The sequence below is a fragment of the Streptomyces seoulensis genome (assembly GCF_004328625.1).
In the GTDB taxonomy this organism is placed as follows: Bacteria; Actinomycetota; Actinomycetes; order Streptomycetales; family Streptomycetaceae; genus Streptomyces; species Streptomyces seoulensis.
In genome coordinates, this window is record NZ_CP032229.1 from 5,492,560 (window position 1) to 5,510,466 (window position 17,907).

Annotated in this window: 20 protein-coding genes; 11 read left to right on the plus strand and 9 right to left on the minus strand. The window is 73.8% G+C overall.

Features of this window, described 5'->3' with window-relative positions; all coding sequences use genetic code 11:
• Positions 1–5: 5 nt before the first annotated feature.
• Positions 6–929 carry an LLM class F420-dependent oxidoreductase gene (locus D0Z67_RS25210; protein ID WP_031181480.1) on the minus strand — a complete coding sequence of 308 codons (924 nt, stop codon included), beginning with the start codon at positions 927–929 and terminating at the stop codon, positions 6–8.
• Positions 930–1,079: 150 nt separating this feature from the next.
• Here D0Z67_RS25210 and D0Z67_RS25215 point away from each other — a divergent pair, with 150 nt between their 5' ends.
• Both D0Z67_RS25215 and D0Z67_RS25220 read left to right on the plus strand, forming a co-directional pair.
• Entirely contained in the window at positions 1,080–1,544 is a 465-nt protein-coding gene (locus D0Z67_RS25215) for a hypothetical protein (protein WP_031181479.1), read from the plus strand.
• A gap of 155 nt (positions 1,545–1,699) precedes the next feature.
• Positions 1,700–1,963, plus strand: a complete 264-nt coding sequence (locus tag D0Z67_RS25220; protein WP_031181478.1) for a hypothetical protein — start codon at positions 1,700–1,702, stop codon at positions 1,961–1,963.
• A gap of 6 nt (positions 1,964–1,969) precedes the next feature.
• Here D0Z67_RS25220 and D0Z67_RS25225 read toward each other — a convergent pair whose 3' ends face one another.
• Positions 1,970–3,667 (minus strand): GAF domain-containing sensor histidine kinase, encoded by a 1,698-nt coding sequence (locus D0Z67_RS25225; protein ID WP_031181477.1) that lies wholly within the window; start codon positions 3,665–3,667, stop codon positions 1,970–1,972.
• A gap of 218 nt (positions 3,668–3,885) precedes the next feature.
• On the opposite strand from D0Z67_RS25225, the gene D0Z67_RS25230 reads away from it, so the two are divergent.
• Positions 3,886–4,338 (plus strand): pyridoxamine 5'-phosphate oxidase family protein, encoded by a 453-nt coding sequence (locus D0Z67_RS25230; protein ID WP_031181476.1) that lies wholly within the window; start codon positions 3,886–3,888, stop codon positions 4,336–4,338.
• Positions 4,339–4,350: 12 nt separating this feature from the next.
• On the opposite strand, the gene D0Z67_RS25235 is transcribed toward D0Z67_RS25230, so the two are convergent.
• Positions 4,351–5,418, minus strand: a complete 1,068-nt coding sequence (locus tag D0Z67_RS25235) for a zinc-dependent alcohol dehydrogenase family protein (protein ID WP_031181475.1) — start codon at positions 5,416–5,418, stop codon at positions 4,351–4,353.
• Positions 5,419–5,617: 199 nt separating this feature from the next.
• Between D0Z67_RS25235 and D0Z67_RS25240 the strand changes: the two genes are divergently transcribed.
• A complete protein-coding gene (locus D0Z67_RS25240) occupies positions 5,618–5,923 on the plus strand; it encodes an STAS domain-containing protein (protein ID WP_051887729.1) in 306 nt (101 codons plus the stop codon).
• 22 nt (positions 5,924–5,945) lie between these two features.
• Here the strand turns inward: D0Z67_RS25240 and D0Z67_RS25245 are convergent, their stop codons facing one another.
• Together D0Z67_RS25245 and D0Z67_RS25250 are read right to left on the minus strand one after the other, a co-directional pair.
• Complete coding sequence (locus tag D0Z67_RS25245; protein WP_031181473.1) at positions 5,946–6,803, minus strand: universal stress protein; 858 nt, start codon at positions 6,801–6,803, stop codon at positions 5,946–5,948.
• Positions 6,804–6,821: 18 nt separating this feature from the next.
• Positions 6,822–7,733 (minus strand): universal stress protein, encoded by a 912-nt coding sequence (locus D0Z67_RS25250; protein WP_031181472.1) that lies wholly within the window; start codon positions 7,731–7,733, stop codon positions 6,822–6,824.
• 235 nt (positions 7,734–7,968) lie between these two features.
• Here D0Z67_RS25250 and D0Z67_RS25255 point away from each other — a divergent pair, with 235 nt between their 5' ends.
• On the plus strand, positions 7,969–8,658 hold the full coding sequence (locus tag D0Z67_RS25255; RefSeq protein ID WP_031181471.1) for a response regulator: 690 nt from the start codon (positions 7,969–7,971) through the stop codon (positions 8,656–8,658).
• Between the two features lie 7 nt (positions 8,659–8,665).
• Here the strand turns inward: D0Z67_RS25255 and D0Z67_RS25260 are convergent, their stop codons facing one another.
• Together D0Z67_RS25260 and D0Z67_RS25265 are read right to left on the minus strand one after the other, a co-directional pair.
• The gene (locus D0Z67_RS25260; RefSeq protein ID WP_031181470.1) at positions 8,666–9,121 is read right to left on the minus strand and encodes a cyclic nucleotide-binding domain-containing protein; all 456 of its coding nucleotides are present in this window, start codon (positions 9,119–9,121) and stop codon (positions 8,666–8,668) included.
• 112 nt (positions 9,122–9,233) lie between these two features.
• Positions 9,234–9,761, minus strand: a complete 528-nt coding sequence (locus D0Z67_RS25265; protein ID WP_031181469.1) for an NUDIX hydrolase family protein — start codon at positions 9,759–9,761, stop codon at positions 9,234–9,236.
• Positions 9,762–10,084: 323 nt separating this feature from the next.
• Between D0Z67_RS25265 and D0Z67_RS25270 the strand changes: the two genes are divergently transcribed.
• Positions 10,085–10,945, plus strand: coding sequence for a Cof-type HAD-IIB family hydrolase (locus D0Z67_RS25270; protein WP_031181468.1), 861 nt, complete (start codon positions 10,085–10,087; stop codon positions 10,943–10,945).
• Between the two features lie 12 nt (positions 10,946–10,957).
• Here the strand turns inward: D0Z67_RS25270 and D0Z67_RS25275 are convergent, their stop codons facing one another.
• Positions 10,958–11,764: an alpha/beta hydrolase gene (locus tag D0Z67_RS25275; RefSeq protein ID WP_031181467.1), complete on the minus strand. Its 807-nt coding sequence runs from the start codon at positions 11,762–11,764 to the stop codon at positions 10,958–10,960.
• Between the two features lie 175 nt (positions 11,765–11,939).
• On the opposite strand from D0Z67_RS25275, the gene D0Z67_RS25280 reads away from it, so the two are divergent.
• The 4 genes from D0Z67_RS25280 (at position 11,940) to D0Z67_RS25295 (ending at position 16,317) form a co-directional block, all read left to right on the plus strand.
• Positions 11,940–13,127 (plus strand): thiolase family protein, encoded by a 1,188-nt coding sequence (locus D0Z67_RS25280; protein WP_031181466.1) that lies wholly within the window; start codon positions 11,940–11,942, stop codon positions 13,125–13,127.
• A 75-nt stretch (positions 13,128–13,202) separates the two neighbouring features.
• A complete protein-coding gene (locus tag D0Z67_RS25285; protein ID WP_031181465.1) occupies positions 13,203–14,714 on the plus strand; it encodes a long-chain-fatty-acid--CoA ligase in 1,512 nt (503 codons plus the stop codon).
• 46 nt (positions 14,715–14,760) lie between these two features.
• On the plus strand, positions 14,761–15,522 hold the full coding sequence (locus D0Z67_RS25290; protein WP_031181464.1) for a sulfite exporter TauE/SafE family protein: 762 nt from the start codon (positions 14,761–14,763) through the stop codon (positions 15,520–15,522).
• A gap of 21 nt (positions 15,523–15,543) precedes the next feature.
• Positions 15,544–16,317 carry a cobalt-precorrin-6A reductase gene (locus D0Z67_RS25295; protein ID WP_031181463.1) on the plus strand — a complete coding sequence of 258 codons (774 nt, stop codon included), beginning with the start codon at positions 15,544–15,546 and terminating at the stop codon, positions 16,315–16,317.
• Here D0Z67_RS25295 and cobF read toward each other — a convergent pair.
• The gene (cobF, locus tag D0Z67_RS25300) at positions 16,274–17,047 is read right to left on the minus strand and encodes a precorrin-6A synthase (deacetylating) (RefSeq protein WP_031181462.1); all 774 of its coding nucleotides are present in this window, start codon (positions 17,045–17,047) and stop codon (positions 16,274–16,276) included. The genes D0Z67_RS25295 and cobF overlap by 44 nt on opposite strands.
• A gap of 140 nt (positions 17,048–17,187) precedes the next feature.
• Between cobF and D0Z67_RS25305 the strand changes: the two genes are divergently transcribed.
• Positions 17,188–17,907, plus strand: a complete 720-nt coding sequence (locus D0Z67_RS25305) for an ALF repeat-containing protein (protein ID WP_031181461.1) — start codon at positions 17,188–17,190, stop codon at positions 17,905–17,907.

Genomic DNA, 17,907 nt, shown 5'->3' on the forward strand with positions numbered 1-17,907 from the left:
GGTTCTCAGTCCGCCAGTTCGCCGAGGAGGGCGTAGGTGCGCAGCCGGGACGCGTCTCCGGCGATCTCGGTGCCGGTCAGGACCACCTCGGTCGCCCCCGCGTCCCGGTAGCGGCGCACCTCGGCGGCGACCGTCCTCTCGTCGCCGATCACCGCCAAGTCGGCGGCCCGGCGGGCGCCGGAGCGTTCCAGGACCCGGGCGTAGGACGGGATCTGCTCGTAGAACGCGAGCTGCTCGGTGGCCGTCTCCCGTACGGCGTCCACGTCGTCGGTGACCACGCCGGGGACCAGGGCCACGATCCGGGGCGCGGGCCGCCCGGCGGTATCGGCCGCCGCGGTGACCGCCGGGACGATGTCCCGCTCCAGCGCCCGGGGCCCGGCGAGGTACGGCAGGATGCCGTCGGCCAGCTCGCCGCTGACCCTGAGCGCCTGCGGGCCCATCGCGGCGACCAGGACGGGTACGCCGTCCTCGGCGCCCGGGACGAGTGCCGGGACCGGGGTGGCGGCGGTGAGCAGTTCGCCGTGGAAGTCGGCCTCGCCGGTCTCGGTGAGCTGGCGCAGCGCGGTGAGGAACTCCCGCAGCCGGGCGACGGGCCGCTCGAAGGGCAGGCCGAAGCCGCCCTCGGTCAGCAGCTTGGTGCCGAGCGCCAGACCGAGGTGGTAGCGGCCGTGGGTGGCCGCCTGCGCGGTCTGGGCCTGGCTGGAGACGAGCAGGGGGTGCCGCCCGAAGACCGGGATCGCCGAGGTGCCCACCTGGAGACCGGGTACCTCGCGGCCGACGAGCGCGGCGAGCTGGGGCGAGTCCGCGCCGAAGGTCTGTCCGAACCAGGCGGACCGCACCCCCGCCGCCGCTGCCTCGCGGGCCTGGAGTACGGAGGCGTCGACCTGGTTCGCGGCGCCGGGCGTGTTGAGCGCTACTCCGACAGTCATGTCAGGAAGAACGGCCCGCCCCCGAGGCCGCATTCCGGTCCTTGTGTGACAGGTTCTTTGCGGGTGTGTGGAGACCGGTCACCCGGGGCGAGTCACCCGTACGGCGGCCCGGCACGGTTCGCCGACGGGGTTCAGGGAACTCGGGGGCGCATGATTCACAGCATCCTGCGTGGCTGCGCGGCAGGCGCCGCCGGGACCACCGCCCTCAACGCCACCACCTTCGGCGACATGGCCCTGCGGGGCAGGTCCGCCAGTGACGTGCCCGCCGAGGCCGCCGACAGGCTCACCGAGGACGTGGGCCTGCATGTCGGCGGAACCGGCGAGCAGCGGTCGAACCGGCTGTCCGCGCTCGGGGCGCTGAGCGGCATCGGTGTCGGCGTGGCCACCGGCGTGGTCGTCTCCGTGGCCCACCGCGCCGGTGCCCGGGTGCCGTGGTGGGTGGGAAGCCTGGTGACCGGTGTGCTCGCCATGGCGGCCACGGACGTCTCCATGACGCGGCTCGGTGTCACCGACCCCCGGACGTGGTCCCCCACGGACTGGGTGTCGGATCTGGTGCCCCATCTAATCTTCGGTGCCGTCACCTACGGGGTGGTCGCGGGCGACGGCCGCCCCTGACCCTCGTCGCGTCCCGGCCGCTCGCTCGTACATGTGCAGAACGGCCGTACGGCAGGCATGACCCGCAACCTCTCCCCAGGGCCTAGCTGTTAGGTGAGGCAAAGGCCCAAGGTTTCGCGACCATGACGCGGTGGCCACCGCGCTCACGGAGTGACATGAGAGACGACCGGGACGACAGGGACGACACCGACGCGCGCGGCAGCCGCCGCCCGCCCCCGCGCGGGGAGGTGTACTGGCTGCCGCCGCACCCGCCCGAGGACGAGTGCCCCTGGTGCCGGCTGCTCCTGCCGCCCGACGAGCCCCCCGAACCCCCGCCCGACCGGGGCCCGCGCCCCGCCGCCCGCCTCAGAGCCGTGATGGTCGCCTTCTCCGCGCTGGGCACCCTCGTGGCGGCCCTGGCCACCCTCTGGCGCACCTGACCCGGCTCACGCCTCCTCGGGCAGCGGCACCGACCACACCAGCACCGCGCCACCGCCCTCCGCGTCGCCCGACTCCAGGCGTCCGCCGAGCTGTTCGGCGCGCTCGGCCATGTTGCGCAGTCCGCTGCGCCGCCCGCCGGACGGGATGCCCACCCCGTCGTCCGCGACCCGCAGCACCACCTCGCGGCCGTCCGTCGTCAGCACCACCTCGACCGCGTGCGCCTGCGCGTGCCGGGCCACATTGGTCAGCGCCTCGGAGAGTACGGCCACCACATGGTCGGCGATCCGCAGCGGCACCTCGGTGTCGATCAGCCCCTCCATCCGCACCCCGGGCGCGAAGCCCAGCACCGGCGCCGCCTCCCCGGCCACCCGGACGACCCGCGCCCGCAGCCCGCTGCCCGCACCGCCCTCGCGCGCCCGCAGTCCGAAGATGGTCGAGCGGATGATCTTGATGGTCTCGTCCAGGTCGTCCACCGCCCGCAGCACCCGGTCGGCCGCCTTGGGGTGCTCGATGAACCGGCCCGCGCTCTGCAGGGTCATCCCGGTGGCGAACAGCCGCTGGATCGCCAGGTCGTGCAGATCGCGCGCGATCCGGTCGCGGTCCTCCAGCAGGGCCAACTGCTGGGCGTCCTGGCGGCGTTCGGCCAGCTCCATGGCGATGGCCGCCTGTGCGGCGAACCCCTGGAGCATCTCGGTCTCCTTCCGCGAGAACACCGGCCGCCCCGCCTCGCGCACCAGCAGCACCACACCCCGCGCGCCCACCTCCCCGGTACCGATCGGCACCGCCACCGCCGGGCCGAGACCGGGGAACCGGGGCGGCTCGGCGGTGATCCGGTCGTCCCGGGTGATGTCGTCGCTGGTGACCGGCGCGGCCGTGGAGTACGCCAGCCCCGTCAGCCCCTCGTGCAGCGGCAGCACCAGACCCCGGTGCGCCTCGGCGCCCTCGCCCACCGCGATCTCCACGGTCAGCGAGGGGGCGTCGGCCATCGGCATGGCCACCTCCGCCAGCGCCGACCCGGTGATGTCACGGGCCCGCTCGGCGATCAGGTCCAGCGCCCCGGCGCGCTCGCTGCCCGGCATCAGGCGGTGCGTGATCTCGGCGTTCGCCAGCAGCCAGCGCTCACGCAGCCGCGAGTCCTCGTACAGGCGGGCGTTGTCGATAGCGACCCCGGCCGCCACCGCCAGGGTGGAGAGGACCGACTCGTCCTCCTCGTCGAACTCCAGGCCACCGCGCTTCTCGGTCAGGTACAGATTCCCGAACACCTGGCCCCGTACCCGGATCGGCACCCCGAGGAAGCTCCGCATCGGCGGATGGTTGGGCGGGAAGCCGTAGGACGCCGGGTGCTCGGAGATCTTCGACAGACGCAGCGGCTCCGGGTGCCGGATCAGCTCGCCCAGGATGCCGTGGCCCTGCGGGTAGGGGCCGATCTCGGTGATCTTCTCGTCACTGACGCCGACCGTGTGGAACGCGGACAGGGTGCGGCCGTCGAGTCCGATCACCCCGAGCGCCGCGTACTCGGCGTCCACCAGCGCGGCCGCCGCCTCCACGATGGAGTGCAGCGCCTGCTCCAGGTCCAGCTCCCGGCCGACGCTCAGCACCGCCTCCAGCAGGCTGTGCACCCGGTCCCGGGTGCCCCGGGCGGCGTCGATCCGGGCCTGCAGTTCCTCCAGCAGCTCGTCCAGCTTCAGTTGTGGCAGCAGCACGCGTGGCTCGCGTGGCTCACGTGGCTGTCTGGGGGTTGCCACCACGGTCCTCCACCTCGGCTCGGCGCGCGAAGTCGGCACCGGTGGGTCGTCCACTCCACCGTATCGGTCGCGCGTACGGCCCGGTACGCGGAACGGACAGGAGAGGGATCACCGGCCCGCCGCCGGGGGCCGAACGGCCCTGGCAGCGCGGCGCTCGACGGCCGACAGTGGAGCGCATGGTGAGGCTCCGTGACGAGAACCGGGCGGGCCGGCGGCACGCGCTCGGCCGCGACGAGGCGCTGTGCCTGCTGGGCGGGGTCCGGCTGGGCCGGATCGTGTTCACCCGGCACGCGCTGCCCGCCGTCCGCCCCGTCCACCACGTGCTGGACGGCGGCGACATCGTCATCCGCGTCCACGAGGGCGCCGCGCTCGTCTCGGCCGCCCGGCAGGACGAGCTGGTCGTCGCCTACGAGGCCGACGTCATCGACCCGGACACCCACCTCGGCTGGAGCGTCGTCGTCACCGGGTACGCCCACCTCGTCACCGACGTCGGTGAACTCGCCCGCATCAGGCGGCTGCTGGCGCCCTGGGCGCCCCGGCAGGGCCGGGACTACGCGGTGCGCATCCGGCCCGGCCTGGTCACCGGCGTCCGCCTCGGCGCCCCGGACGGCATCCTGCGGGACGACTGAGCGGCACGCGTCTCACGTCATCGGGATGGCCACCTCGTGCCGGTCCGCGCCCAGCACCACCTTCAGCGCGCCGGTCTCGGCGGCGTGGGCGAACACGTCGTACGCCTCCGCCATGTGGTTCAGCGGGAAGGTGTGCGTGACCAGCTCCGCGGTCGGCAGCCGGCCCGCAGCCGCCATCCGCAGCAGGGTCGGGGTGGAGTACGTGTCCACCAGGCCCGTGGTGATGGTGACGTCCCTGATCCACAGGTTCTCCAGGTGCAGGATCGCCGGGGAGCCGTGCACGCCGACGTTGGCCACGTGCCCGCAGGGCCGCACCACTTGGGTGCACAGCTCGAAGCTGGCCGGCACGCCGACCGCCTCCACCGCCACGTCCGCGCCGAGTCCGCCGGTGAGGTCGTCCACCAGCGTCCGGGGGTCCTCCCCGGCCAGGGCGACGACGTCCGCGCCGAGCCGCCGGGCCGCCTGCAACCGGGTCCTGGCCAGGTCCACCACGATGATCCGCTCCGGGGCGTACAGCCGGGCCGCGGCCACGGCCGCGAGACCGATCGGCCCGGCGCCCACGATCACCACCGTGTCGCCCGCCCTGACCTGGCCGTTGAGCACCCCCACCTCGTAGGCGGTCGGGAAGATGTCCGCCAGCAGCACCGCGACCTCGCTCGGCACGGCGGCCGGCAGCGGGTGCACCGAGAGGTCGGCGAACGGGACCCGGACGTACTCGGCCTGGGTGCCGTCCACCTGATGGCCGAGTATCCAGCCGCCCCCGCCGAGGCACTGGCCGTACCGGCCCTCCCGGCAGAAGCGGCACCGGCCGCACGACGTGATGCAGGAGACCAGCACCCGGTCGCCCGGCCGGACCGTGCGCACGTCGCTGCCCACGTCGACGATCTCGCCCACCGCCTCGTGGCCCAGCACCGTGCCGGGCGGCACCTCGGGCACGTCGCCCCTGAGGATGTGCAGGTCGGTCCCGCAGATGGACACCATGCCGACCTTGACGATCGCGTCGGTCGGCTCCTTGACGCCGGGGTCCGGGACGTCCTCCCAGGACGCCTGGCCCGGTCCGTGAAAGACGAAGCCCTTCATGACGCTCCTCACCTCGTCGGCCGGCCCGCTGCTGACCCCGCGCCTGCCCTCATGGCCCGGAACCGGCCCCTGCTTCCAGCTTCGCCGCCCCGGCCCCCGCGCGCATGGGCCGGGGCGGCCCACACCGGGCCGCACGGGTACCCGGACCGGGGCCGGTCGGCCCTACCCGGTGCGCGGCCACATACGGTTCGCTCGGTCCATGGCCGAGAACCACACCGAGCCGACCGTCATCGCCCTCAGCGGTGACATCGACCTGCTGACCGCCCCCGCGGTGACCGCCGCACTGGACGCCCTGACCTCGGACCCGCACCCCGATCTGGTCCTGGACCTGCGCCCGGTCCGCTTCATCGACTGCACCGGCCTGGGCATCCTGTGCCGGGCCCGCCACGGCAGGCTCCGGCTGCTCAGCGAGAGCGCCGCCTTCCTGCGCCTGCTGCGCGCCACCGGTCTGCGGAACTCCTTCGAGGTGCAGACCGGGCCGGTGCTCTGCGAGGCGGCCGGCTGAAGGGGCGGCTACGCCCGGGGGCCTACGCCGGTTCCGGGACCACCGCGACCGGGCAGGGCGCGCGGTGCAGCACACCGTGGGCGACCCGGCCGAGCTGGAGGCCGAAGCCGCCGTGCCGGGGGTGCGCGCCGACCACGAGCAGGGTCGCGCCCCGCGCCGCCTCCACCAGGGCGTCCCGGGTGTGGCCCTCCGGGGTACGGATGATCGTCGCCACCCCCTCCGGCACGTCCCGCAGGGCCTCGGCCACCACCGCCCGCGCCGCCTCCTCCGGATCGCTCTCGGCCGCGTCGTGGCCGGTGAAGGGGCCCGAGGGCCGCCGCCAGGCGCGTACCGCCTCCAGCGGGAGCCCGCGCAGTTCCGCCTCCTGGGCCGCGAACCGGACGGCGGTCGCGTCCGACGGCTTGTCGCCGACCGCCAGCACGATCCGCGGCGAACCGCCGGGCACCTCGTCCTCCGGGGCGTCGCGCAGCACGAACACCGGGCAGTGCGCGTGCCCGGCGACCGTCAGGCTCACCGAGCCGAGCAGCGCCTCGGTGAACCCGCCGCGCCCCCGGCTGCCCACCACCATCGCGCGGGCCGTGCCGCTCTCCCGGACCAGCGCGTACTCCGGTTCGCCGGCCAGCACATCCGTGGTGACCTCCACACCGGGCCGCCGCGACCGGGCCCGTGCCTCGGCGGTGCCGACCACGTCCCTGGCCATGACCTCCTCGACGGGACGGTTCAGCTCCTGGGCGATCAGCTCACCCTCGTAACGCTCCCAGAGCGAGGCGTACACCAGGCGCAGCGGCGCCCCGCGCAGGGCCGCCTCCTCGGCGCCCCAGTCCACGGCGCGCAGGCTGGACGCGGAACCGTCCACACCGACCACGATCGGCTCGTCCATCGGGTTCTCCACTTCGGATCAGGCGTGCGGGACGACGGCGACGGGGGCGGGGGAGTGGTGCAGCACGGCGTGCGCGACATGCCCGAGGTGGGCGCCGAGGCGGGCCTTGCGCGCCCGCCGGCCGACCACGACCAGACAGGCGTCGCGGGAGGCGTCCACCAGCACGGACCCGGCACTGCCCTCGACGGCCGCCTCGGCCACGTCGACGTCCGGGAACGACTCCCGCCAGGGCTCCAGCGCCCGGCCCAGCATGAACGCGTTGCGCGGCTCCAGCGCCTGCGCGGTGACCGGGGCCGCCTCCGCCTCGTAGGCGTAGCCGGGGGTCTCGTTCGAGGGCGGGGGCTGCGGCATCCAGGCGTACACCACCCGCAGCGCGGCGGCGCCGAAGGCGAACTCCAGCAGGGCCGCGTTCGGCGCGGTGATGTCCAGGCCCAGCACCACCGGCCGGAACGGGGTCGCGGCCGACGGGATGCCCGTGGGGTCGGCCCGGTGCTCGTCGGGGGCCTGCTCGCCCTCCCTGACCAGGACCACCGGGCAGTCGGCGTGCCCGGTGACCGCCAGGCCGACCGAGCCCACGAGGAAGCCGTGCAGCCCGCCCAGGCCGCGTGAGCCGAGCGCCAGCAGCTCGGAGGTCCCGGCGGTCTCGCACAGCACGTCCACCGGGTCGCCGGTAACCCGCTCGGCGATCACCTCCAGGCCGGGATGGCGCCGCCGCAGCCCCTCCGCGCTCTCCTCCGGCGGCCGCTCGATCCAGTCCTGCTCGGCCTCGGCACCCAGCAGCGGGGCCTGCGCCAGCGGGTCCGGCAGCGGCTCCCACACCTGTACGAGCCGCAGCGGCAGCCCGCGCAGCACCGCCTCGCGCGCCGCCCACTCGACGGCGGCCCGGCTCTCGGCGGAGCCGTCCAGTCCCGCGGTCACGGTCCGGGGCATCGCCTGCACCTCCCTGGCTGTCGCGGCCCGGCTCTGCTGCCGGGGGCCGAACCCGGCCCACCCACCAGCCTGACCGCAACCGGCCCTCCCGGCCACGGCCACAGGTCCCTCCGGGGGACCGACAGTCACCCCACCAAGGTCCGGACACGGCCTAGTCTGGAACTCCTGGACCGGCGACGATCGTGCCGGTGGGCCGTCGGTCGCGCCTGTCGGCCCAGGGGAACGAGAGGCCGTCATGCCCGAGACACGTACCTTCACGGAGCAGGACCCCGTCCGGGTCTTTCTGCTGGACGACCACGAGGTGGTCCGCCGGGGGCTCGCCGATCTGCTGGACGCCGAACCCGACATCGCCGTGGTCGGCGAGGCCGACACCGCCGCGCACGCCCTCACCCGCGGCCCCGCGCTGCGCCCGCACGTCGCCGTGCTCGACGTACGCCTGCCCGACGGCGACGGCATCACCGTCTGCCGGGAACTGCGCGACCGCGTACCGGGCCTGGCCTGCCTGATGCTGACCTCGTTCGACGACGAGGACGCCCTGCTCGACGCCATCATGGCCGGGGCCGCCGGATACGTGCTGAAGCAGATCAAGGGCTCCGACCTGGTCTCCGCCGTGCGCACGGTCGCCTCCGGGCAGTCGATGCTGGACCCCGCGACCACCGCCCGGCTGATGCGCTCGCTGCGCGCCGACCCGGCCGGGACCGCGCCCGCGCTGCCGCCCGAGCTGGAGGCACTCTCGCCCCGCGAGCGGGACATCCTCGCCCTGATCGGGGACGGTCTCACCAACCGGGAGATCGGCAAGCGGCTCTACCTGTCCGAGAAGACGGTCAAGAACCACATCTCCCGGCTGCTCGCCAAGCTCGGCGTCCAGCGCCGGGTCCAGGCCGCGGTACTCGCCTCGCAGCTCGACCCCCAGCAGCCGCGCTGAGCCGCGCTCAGACCAGCCCGCCGCTGCCGTAGGGGGCGTACAGGTCGAGGAGGCGGACGCGGGAGGAGTGCAGGCGGTGGGCGACCACCCGGCCGACCCAGGTGGTGACCGCCCGACCGAACGCGGGGTCCTCGGCGCAGCGGGCGCGTACCGTCTCCGCGTCGAACTCCCAGGCCCGCACCGGGCTCATCGCCTCGCCGCCCAGATGCCAGACGCAGGGCGTGAAGTGCCAGGACCAGCCGACGAGTTCGCCGTGGCCGAGGGACTCCACGACGGCCGGGCGGCGGCCGGGGACACGGAGGTCGAGACAGACGGTGCCGGTGCGCACGATCCAGAACCGGTCGGCGCGCCGCCCCTCCTCGAAGAGCCGGGTGCCGGCCGGGAAGGAGACCTCACGGGCCAGCTCCATCAGCCGCTCGCGCTGCGGCGGTTCCAGGGCCGTGGTCATGGTGGTCGTGGTCATCGCACCGGCTCCCTTCGAGGCGTCTGCGCCCAGGGTCGTACCGCCGCCGCCCGGTACGCCACGGGCCACCCGGCCCCGGCCGGGGACCTTTCGGCCCCCGGCCGGACACGCCCTAGAAGACGATGCCCACGTGCGCCAGCGCCTGCTTCAGCAGGGCGCCGTGGCCGCCGGGCATCTCGTCGTGCAACGCCGCCGAGGCCGCCTCCTGCGGAGTGAACCAGACGAGGTCCAGCGCGTCCTGCCGGGGACGGCAGTCACCGGTCACCGGCACGATGTAGGCGAGCGACACCGCGTGCTGACGCGGGTCGTGGTACGGGGTGACACCGGCCGTCGGGAAGTACTCCGCGACCGTGAACGGCTGTGTGGCGACCGGGACCCGGGGCAGCGCGACCGGGCCGAGATCCTTCTCCAGGTGCCGCAGCAGCGCGTCGCGCACCCGCTCGTGGTGCAGGACGCGGCCGGAGACCAGGGTGCGGCTGACGGTGCCGTCCGGGCCGATGCGCAACAGCAGCCCGATACTGGTGACTTCACCGCTGTCGTCCACCCGCACGGGCACGGCCTCGACGTACAGGATCGGCATCCGGGCCCTGGCCATCTCCAGCTCGTCCGTGCTCAGCCAGCCGGGCGTGGTCTCGGTCATGTCAGACATTGCTTGATCATACTTTCCGGGTGGGGACCCGCCGCGGGCGCGGGCGGGCTCGGACACAGGCGTTCCGCGGGGCCGGCGGGCGCACGGTCAGAACTCCATGACGGCCACCTTCCCCGCAACCCGCGCGTTGAGCGCCCCTTGATCACACCGTTCCGTCATTGTGCCGTCCGGCGATCCCGGTGTCCCGAAAATCGCGCACGGTACGCGAACGGGCACCGAACGGGCATCCCCGGACCGTCCGCCCGCCCGGCGAAGGACCTGTTCCGGCCATGAGGAACACTGGGGGAGTCCCCCGAACCGACCGGAAGCAGCACATGTCAGCGACGCCCGCGCCCCTCCTCGACGTCCCCGGCGAGCCCTCGGGACCGGCCGACATCCGCCTGGTGGTGACCGACATGGACGGCACCCTGCTGGACGACGACAAGCGGCCGCCCGCCGCCCTGCGGCCCCTGCTCGCCGAACTCCGGCGCCGGGGCGTGCTGTTCAGCCCCGCGAGCGGCCGCCAGTACGCCACCCTGGCCGAGGAGTTCGCCGACGTCGCCGAGGGCATGGTGTTCATCGCGGAGAACGGCACCTATGTCGTCCGCGACGGCGTCGAACTCAGCTCCGACCCGCTGGACCACGCGACCGCCGCCGAGCTGGCCCGCACGGTACGGGGGCTCGCCGCGCGGGGCGTGGACGCGGGCGCCGTGGTCTGCGGCAAGCGGGCCGCGTACGTGGAGCGAACCGACGAGGCGTTCCTCGCGGAGGTCCGCAAGTACTACGTCTCGCACCGCGTGGTCGAGGACGTGACCGCCGTGGACGACGAGATCATCAAGGTCGCCGTCTACGACTTCGGCTCCGCCGAACACGGCGCCGGTCCCGCCCTCGCGCCCTTCGCCGACAGCCACCAGGTCGTGGTGTCCGGCGAGCACTGGGTCGACGTCATGAACCGCACCGCCAACAAGGGCGCCGCCCTGCGCGGCCTCCAGCGCGAGCTGGGCATCACCCCGGCCCAGACCATGGTCTTCGGCGACTACCTCAACGACCTGGAGATGCTGGACGCCGCCGACTGGTCCTTCGCCATGGCCAACGCCCACCCGGACGTCATCAGCCGCGCCCGGCACCTGGCCCCGTCCAACAACGACCACGGGGTGATCCGGACGGTCACGCGGATACTCGGCATAGAGCTCTAGCCCCACACCCGTCTAGACCAGCACCGAGTCCAGGAAGCCCGTCACCTCCGCGAAGACCTTCGCGCGGTCGGTCTCGTGGAAGACCTCGTGACGGGCGCCGGGGAAGACGCGCTCGGTGGCGCGGCCGGCGCCGAGGCGTTCCACGCCCACGCGGCTGCCCTCGATCGGGACCAGCCGGTCGTCGTCACCGTGCAGCCACAGCACCGGCAGGTCACCGAGGTCGCCGCCCTCCGCCACGGCCGCCAGCCCCCGCTCGAACGCCACAAGGGTCGGCCGTTTCATGGGGCCGTGCCACACCAGCGGGTCGGCGGCGTAGGCCGCGCCCACCGCCGGGTCGCGGGAGAGCGCGGCCGGGCCGACCGGCACGTCCGGGATCTCGTCCAGCGCCAGCAGCCGCCTCGGCAGCTCCCACGCGCCGATCACCGGCCCGGACAGCACCAGCGCGCTCAGCTCGGACCCGTACCGCTGGGCGTAGCGCGCCGCGATCAGGCCGCCCATGGAGTGGCCCACCATGACCAGCGGCAGACCTGTGTGTTCGGCGCGGGCCAGGTCCGCCGCCGCGCGGAGGTCGGTCACCACGTCCTCGAAGTCCTCGATCACCGCCCGCTCACCGGCCGACCTGCCGTGCCCGAGGTGGTCGGGGGCGTACACCGCCGCGCCGTGGCCGGTGAGCACCCCGGCGACCTCGTCGTACCGGCCCGCGTGCTCGCCGTACCCGTGCACCAGCAGGGCGAGGTAGCGGGGCGCCGGGTGCGGCCAGGCGCGGACGTGCAGCGCGCCGTGGACGCCCTGGCGGATGTGGGCGCGTACGTCGGTCATGGGGGGTCTCCTCCGGCGTGGTCGCGTGGGTCACTCCGGGGGGATCTTCCCAGGGGGCCGGTGCGCGGTCTATAGTCCGGTAGAGCCCAAAACTAGCAGTGCTAATTTAGTTGCCCCGTCCCGGCGGGGCATAGGTTCATGCTGATCCACAACGTCGTCGGTCAGGAGTCCCGAGTTGCGTCCCGTCCACTTCGCGGCCGCCCGCCGCACGCCCATCGGCAAGCTGCGCGGCGCCCTGTCCGCCGTGCGGCCCGACGACCTCGCGGCGGCCGTCGTCCGCGACCTGGCGAGCGGCGTGCCCGCTCTCGACCCGGCCCGGATCGACGACGTGTACTGGGGCGCCGCCAACCAGGCGGGCGAGGACAACCGCAACATCGCCCGCATGGCCGTCCTGCTCGCCGGCCTCCCCGACTCCGTGCCCGGCGCCACCGTCAACCGGCTCTGCGCCTCCGGCCTGGAAGCCGTCACCACCGCCGCCCGCACCATCGCGGCCGGTGAGGCGGACATCGTGATCGCGGGCGGCTCGGAGTCCATGAGCCGCGCCCCCTTCGTGCTGCCCCGCCCCGACGAGGCCCTCCCGCACCGCATGGAGACCTACGACACCCGCCTCGGCTGGCGCCTCACCAACCCGGCCATGAAGGACCTGCACGGCGTCCTGGCCATGGGCGAGACCGCCGAGGAGGTCGCCCAGAAGTACGGCATCTCCCGTGAACGGCAGGACGAGTTCGCCCTGCGCAGCCACCAACTCGCCGCCACCGCACGGAAGAACGGCCACTTCGACGCCGAACTCCTCCCCGTCCAGTGCCCGGACGGCAGCACCGTCGACCGCGACGAATGCGTACGCGAGGACACCTCCCTGGAGAAACTCGCCCGCCTGAAGCCGGTGTTCCGCCAGGGCGGCACGGTCACCGCGGGCAACGCCTCTCCCATGAACGACGGCGCCGCCGGACTCCTCCTGGTCAGCGAGGACGCGCTCGAGGAACTCGGCCTCGAATCCCTCGGCCGGTATGTCGCCGGCGCCTCGGCGGGCGTCCACCCCGACGTGATGGGCATCGGCCCGGTCCCGGCCACCCGCAAGGCACTCGCCCGCGTCGGCTGGAGCATCGACGACCTCCAAGAGGCCGAGTTCAACGAGGCGTTCGCCGCGCAGGCGCTCGCCTCCGTCGACCAACTGGGCATCGACCCCGGCCTGGTGAACCCCACCGGCGGCGCCATCGCGCTGGGTCACCCCCTCGGCTGCTCCGGCGCCCGCATCCTCACCACCCTGCTGCACCGCATGCGCCGCACCGGCGCCGGGCGCGGCCTCGCCACCATGTGCGTCGGCGTCGGGCAGGGCAGCGCGGTCCTGGTGGAGCGCCCCTGAACCACCCCGACGGACCTTCCCCACAACGGGAGTTCCGCAGCACGAGTCGCACCGCAGGAAACGGAGCCGCACCTCATGGCAACCCTGTCCGTCGCCGCCATCCTGGCCGAGAACGCCCGCCGCCGCCCCGACCGGACGGCCCTCGTCGAGGGCGACCTGCGCCTCACCTTCGCCGAAGCCTGGCGGCGCTCCCTCGCCCAGGCCGGCGCACTCACCGCCCTCGGCGTACGGCCGGGCGACCGGGTCGCCCTGATGGCCCCCAACACCGCCGAGTTCCCGCTCGCCTACTACGCGGCCATGGCGGTCGGCGGTGTCGTCGTCCCCGTCCACCTGCTGCTCTCCGCCACCGAGGTGCAGCACGTCCTCAAGGACAGCGGCGCCGGCCTGCTGCTCGCCCACCCCGCCCAGGAGGCCACCGCCCGCGCGGCCGCCGAGCCCCTCGGCATCCGCGTGGTCGTCCTCGGCGAGGAGCTGGACAAGCTCGCGGTCGACGCCGAGCCGCCGCACTCCTACGTCACCCGGTCCGCCGACGACCCGGCCGTCGTCTTCTACACCAGCGGCACCACCGGCGTCCCGAAGGGCGCCGTGCTCAGCCACTTCAACATCGTGATGAACGCGACCGTCAACGCCTTCGACGCCAACGACATCCGCCCCGACGACATCGTCCTCGGCGCGCTGCCGCTGTTCCACGCCTTCGGGCAGACGGTCTCCCTCAACTCCACCTGGCGCGCGGGCGCGACGCTCGTCCTGATGCCCCGCTTCGACGCCGCCCGCGCGATCGAGATCATGGTCGCCGAGCGGGTCAACACCTTCCACGGTGTCCCCACCATGTTCGTCTCCCTGGCCGCCGTCGCGGCCGGCGCCGCCGCCCTGCCCGAGCTGCGGCTGTGCATCTCCGGCGGCGCCTCGCTGCCGGTGGCGGTGCTGGAGAGGTTCGAGTCGGCGTTCGGCGCGCAGATCTGCGAGGGGTACGGCCTGTCGGAGACCTCCCCGGCCGCCACCGTCAACCAGCCCGTCTTCGGCACCCGCGCCGGCACCATCGGCCACCCGCTGTGGGGTGTGGACGCCGAGATCGCGCAGGCGGACGTCGAGGACCGGGTCGAACTCCTCCCGGCCGGTGAGCTGGGCGAGGTCGTCATCCGGGGCCACAACGTCTTCTCCGGCTACCTCGGCCGCCCCGAGGCCACCGCGGAGGCGCTGGTCGACGGCTGGTTCCGCACCGGCGACCTCGGCACCAAGGACGAGGACGGCTTCCTGCGGATCGTCGACCGCAAGAAGGACGTCATCATCCGCGGCGGCTACAACGTCTACCCCCGCGAGGTCGAGGAGGTGCTCGCCCGGCACCCGGAGATCGCCCAGGTCGCCGTCATCGGGCTCCCCGACGAGCTGCACGGCGAGGAGATCTGCGCGGTCGTCGTCCCCGCACCGGGCGCCACCCCCGACGCCGCCGCGATCACCGGGTGGTCCAAGGAGCACCTCGGCAAGCACAAGTACCCCCGCCGCGTGGAGTTCACGGACGAACTCCCGCTCGGCCCCAGCATGAAGGTGCTCAAGCGCGAACTGCGCGCCCGCTACACCGCCCGCTGAGCCACCGGCGCCCGGCCGGACGTGTGCACATAGCATCAGTCTCCGCATGAACATGATGACGCTCTGGCACATATCCGGCTGGGAGTTCGCCGCCCTGGCCCTCGCCGCCCTCCTGGTCGGCTTCTCCAAGACCGCCGTCAGCGGGGCCAACACGGTCAGCCTCGCCGTCTTCGCGGCCGTCCTGCCCGCCCGCGCCTCCACCGGCGTGCTCCTGCCGCTCCTCATCGCGGGCGACACCTTCGCCGTGCTCACCTACCGGCGGCACGCCCACTGGCCCACCCTGTGGCGGCTGTTCCCCGCAGTGGCGGCCGGGGTGGTGGCGGGCACCCTGTTCCTCGCCCGCGTCGGCGACGGGATCGTACGGGTCTCCATCGGCGTGATCCTGCTGATGATGACCGGCATCACCCTGTGGCGACGGCGCCAGGAGGCGACGGAGGACGTCAGCACGCGCACCGGCCGGGCCACGGCGGGGGCGTACGGCGTGCTGGGCGGCTTCACCACCATGGTCGCCAACGCCGGCGGACCGGTGATGTCGATGTATCTCCTTTCCGCCGGCTTCCGGAAGATGGGCTTCCTCGGCACCTCCGCGTTCTTCTTCCTCATCGTCAACGTCGCCAAGATCCCCTTCAGCGCCGCGCTCGGCCTGATCGACACCGACTCGCTGCTGCTGGACGCCGCTCTGCTGGTCTTCGTCGTCCCCGGCGCGTTCCTCGGCCGGTGGGCCGTGCACAAGATCAACCAGCGGCTGTTCGACCGCATCGTCATCGTGGCGACCGTGGTCGGGGCGGTCGAACTCCTGCTGACCTGACCGGATGCGTACGCTCACCCCATGTCCGCGCACGTCCTGATCCTCGGCGGCACCACCGAGGCCCGCCGCCTCGCCACCGCCCTCTCCGCCCGCCCCGGTCTCCGGGTCACCACCTCCCTCGCCGGGCGGGTGAGCCGGCCGGGAGCGGTCGACGGCGAGGTCCGCATCGGCGGGTTCGGGGGCGCGGCGGGGCTGGCCGACTGGCTGCGCGCCCACCGGGTGACCGCACTGGTGGACGCGACCCACCCCTTCGCGGAGCTGATCACCGCGAACGCGGCGGAGGCGGCTCGGGCGACCGGAGTTCCGCACGCGGTCCTGCGCCGCCCCGGCTGGGACCTCGCCGACGACTGGTACCCGGTGGCCTCCCTGGAAGAGGCTGCACGGCTCGTACCCCGCCTGGGACAAAGGGTGTTCCTCAGCACGGGACGGCTCGGACTGGCCGCCTTCGCGGAGCTGACGGACACTCAGTTCGTGATCCGCTCGGTGGAACCACCGGAGCCGCCCCTGCCCCCGCACCGCGAACTGGTCCTCGCGCGCGGCCCGTTCACCCTCGCCGACGAGCTGGACCTGCTCCGGACGCACCGCGTCGACGTACTGGTGACGAAGGACAGCGGGGGAGCGGCGACGGCAGCGAAACTCGCCGCCGCCCGCGCGCTCTCGCTGCCCGTGGTCGTCGTACGCCGCCCCGAACTCCCCTCCGACGTACGGGCGTTGCCGGACGTGGACGGCGTACTGGGCTGGCTGGCCGGGATCATTCCCCCCGGGGGTTCCTGCGCAGCAGATACGTGTCCATGATCCAGCCCTTGCGCTCCCGCGCCTCCGCCCGCACCCGCTCGATCTCCGGACCGGCCTCCGCGAGCGGCCCGGAGACCAGGATCTCGTCCGGGGTGCCGATGTACGCGCCCCAGTAGATGTCGATGTCCTCCCCGGCGTACTCCCGGAACGCCTGGTGCGCGTCGAGCATCACCACCACGTCGTCCACCCCCGCCGGGAACCCCTCCGCGAGCCGCCGCCCGGTGGTGATCTGCACCGGCCGCGCCACCCGGTTCAGGCCGGTCCGGTGCCGGGCGACCAGCGCGGAGACACTGCTGATGCCGGGCACCACGTCGTACGTGAACTCCACCGCGCCCGCCGCCAGCACCTCTTCCAGGATGCCGAGCGTGCTGTCGTACAGCGCGGGGTCGCCCCACACCAGGAACGCGCCCGTACCGTCCTCCGCGACCTCCTCCGCGATGAGCCGCTCGTAGATCCCCGCTCGGGCGGTCCGCCAGTCCCCGACGGCCGGCGAGTAGGCCGCACCGCCCGCCCTCCGGTCCCGCTCCGGGTCCCGGGCCGCCACCACCCGGTACGACCCCTCGGGCAGCTGCGCGTCCAGGATGTCCCGGCGCAGCCGCGTCAGATCACTCTTCACCTCGCCCTTGTCGAGCAGGAAGAACACGTCCGTGCCACGCATCGCCCTGACCGCCTGCAACGTGAGCTGGTCGGGGTCGCCCGCACCGATACCGATGACATGAATCTTTCGCACCCGCCGAGTCTGCCGCACGGGGTGAAGGGCGCTGGATACGGGGGCGGCGCGACGGGAACCGGAACGCCCGCCGGGCCGTGGTAATGATCAAGGCGGGAGCGACAGGGATCTTCCCGCCCACTCGATGACGGAGGCTCAGCATGACGAGAACGACCCGCGCGGCACTGCTCCTCGCGGCCACGGCCCTCACCCCGGCCCTCCTTCTCTCCACCCCAGCGTCCGCCGCCGTCCAGACCGCGACGGCCTCGGCGACGGCGTCCGCCCCGGTGGACCAGATGTCCGACGACGACGTCCGGGTCGCCATCGCCCGCATACTCGCGGACCCGGCGAGCGGCAGGGCGGTCATCCGCGAGGCGAACAAGGCGCTCGACGGCACGATCGCGGACCAGCGCGCGTTCCTGGAGACGGGCTACCGGCTGGCGCAGGCCGAGGACGACCGAGTGGCCATCGCCCGCATCCTCGCGGACCCGGCGAGCGGCGTGGCCGTGAAGCGGGAGGCGGGCAAGGCGCTGGACGGCACGATGGACGACCAGCGGGCGTTCCTGGAGACGGGCTACCGGCTGGCGCAGGCCGAGGACGACCGAGTGGCCATCGCCCGCATCCTCGCGGACCCGAAGAGCGGCGTGGCCGTGAAGCGGGAGGCGGGCAAGGCGCTGGACGGCACGATGGACGACCAGCGGGCCTTCCTGGAGACCGGTTACCGGCTGGCGCAGGGCGAGGACGACCGGGTGGCCGCCCTGCGCATCATCGCCGACCCCAAGTCCAGCGCCGCCCTCCGCGCGGCCGCCTCCGCCGCGCTCGACGGCACGCTGGAGGAGCTGCGGTACTTCATCGCGGTGGGGCAGTACCAGGTGCACTAG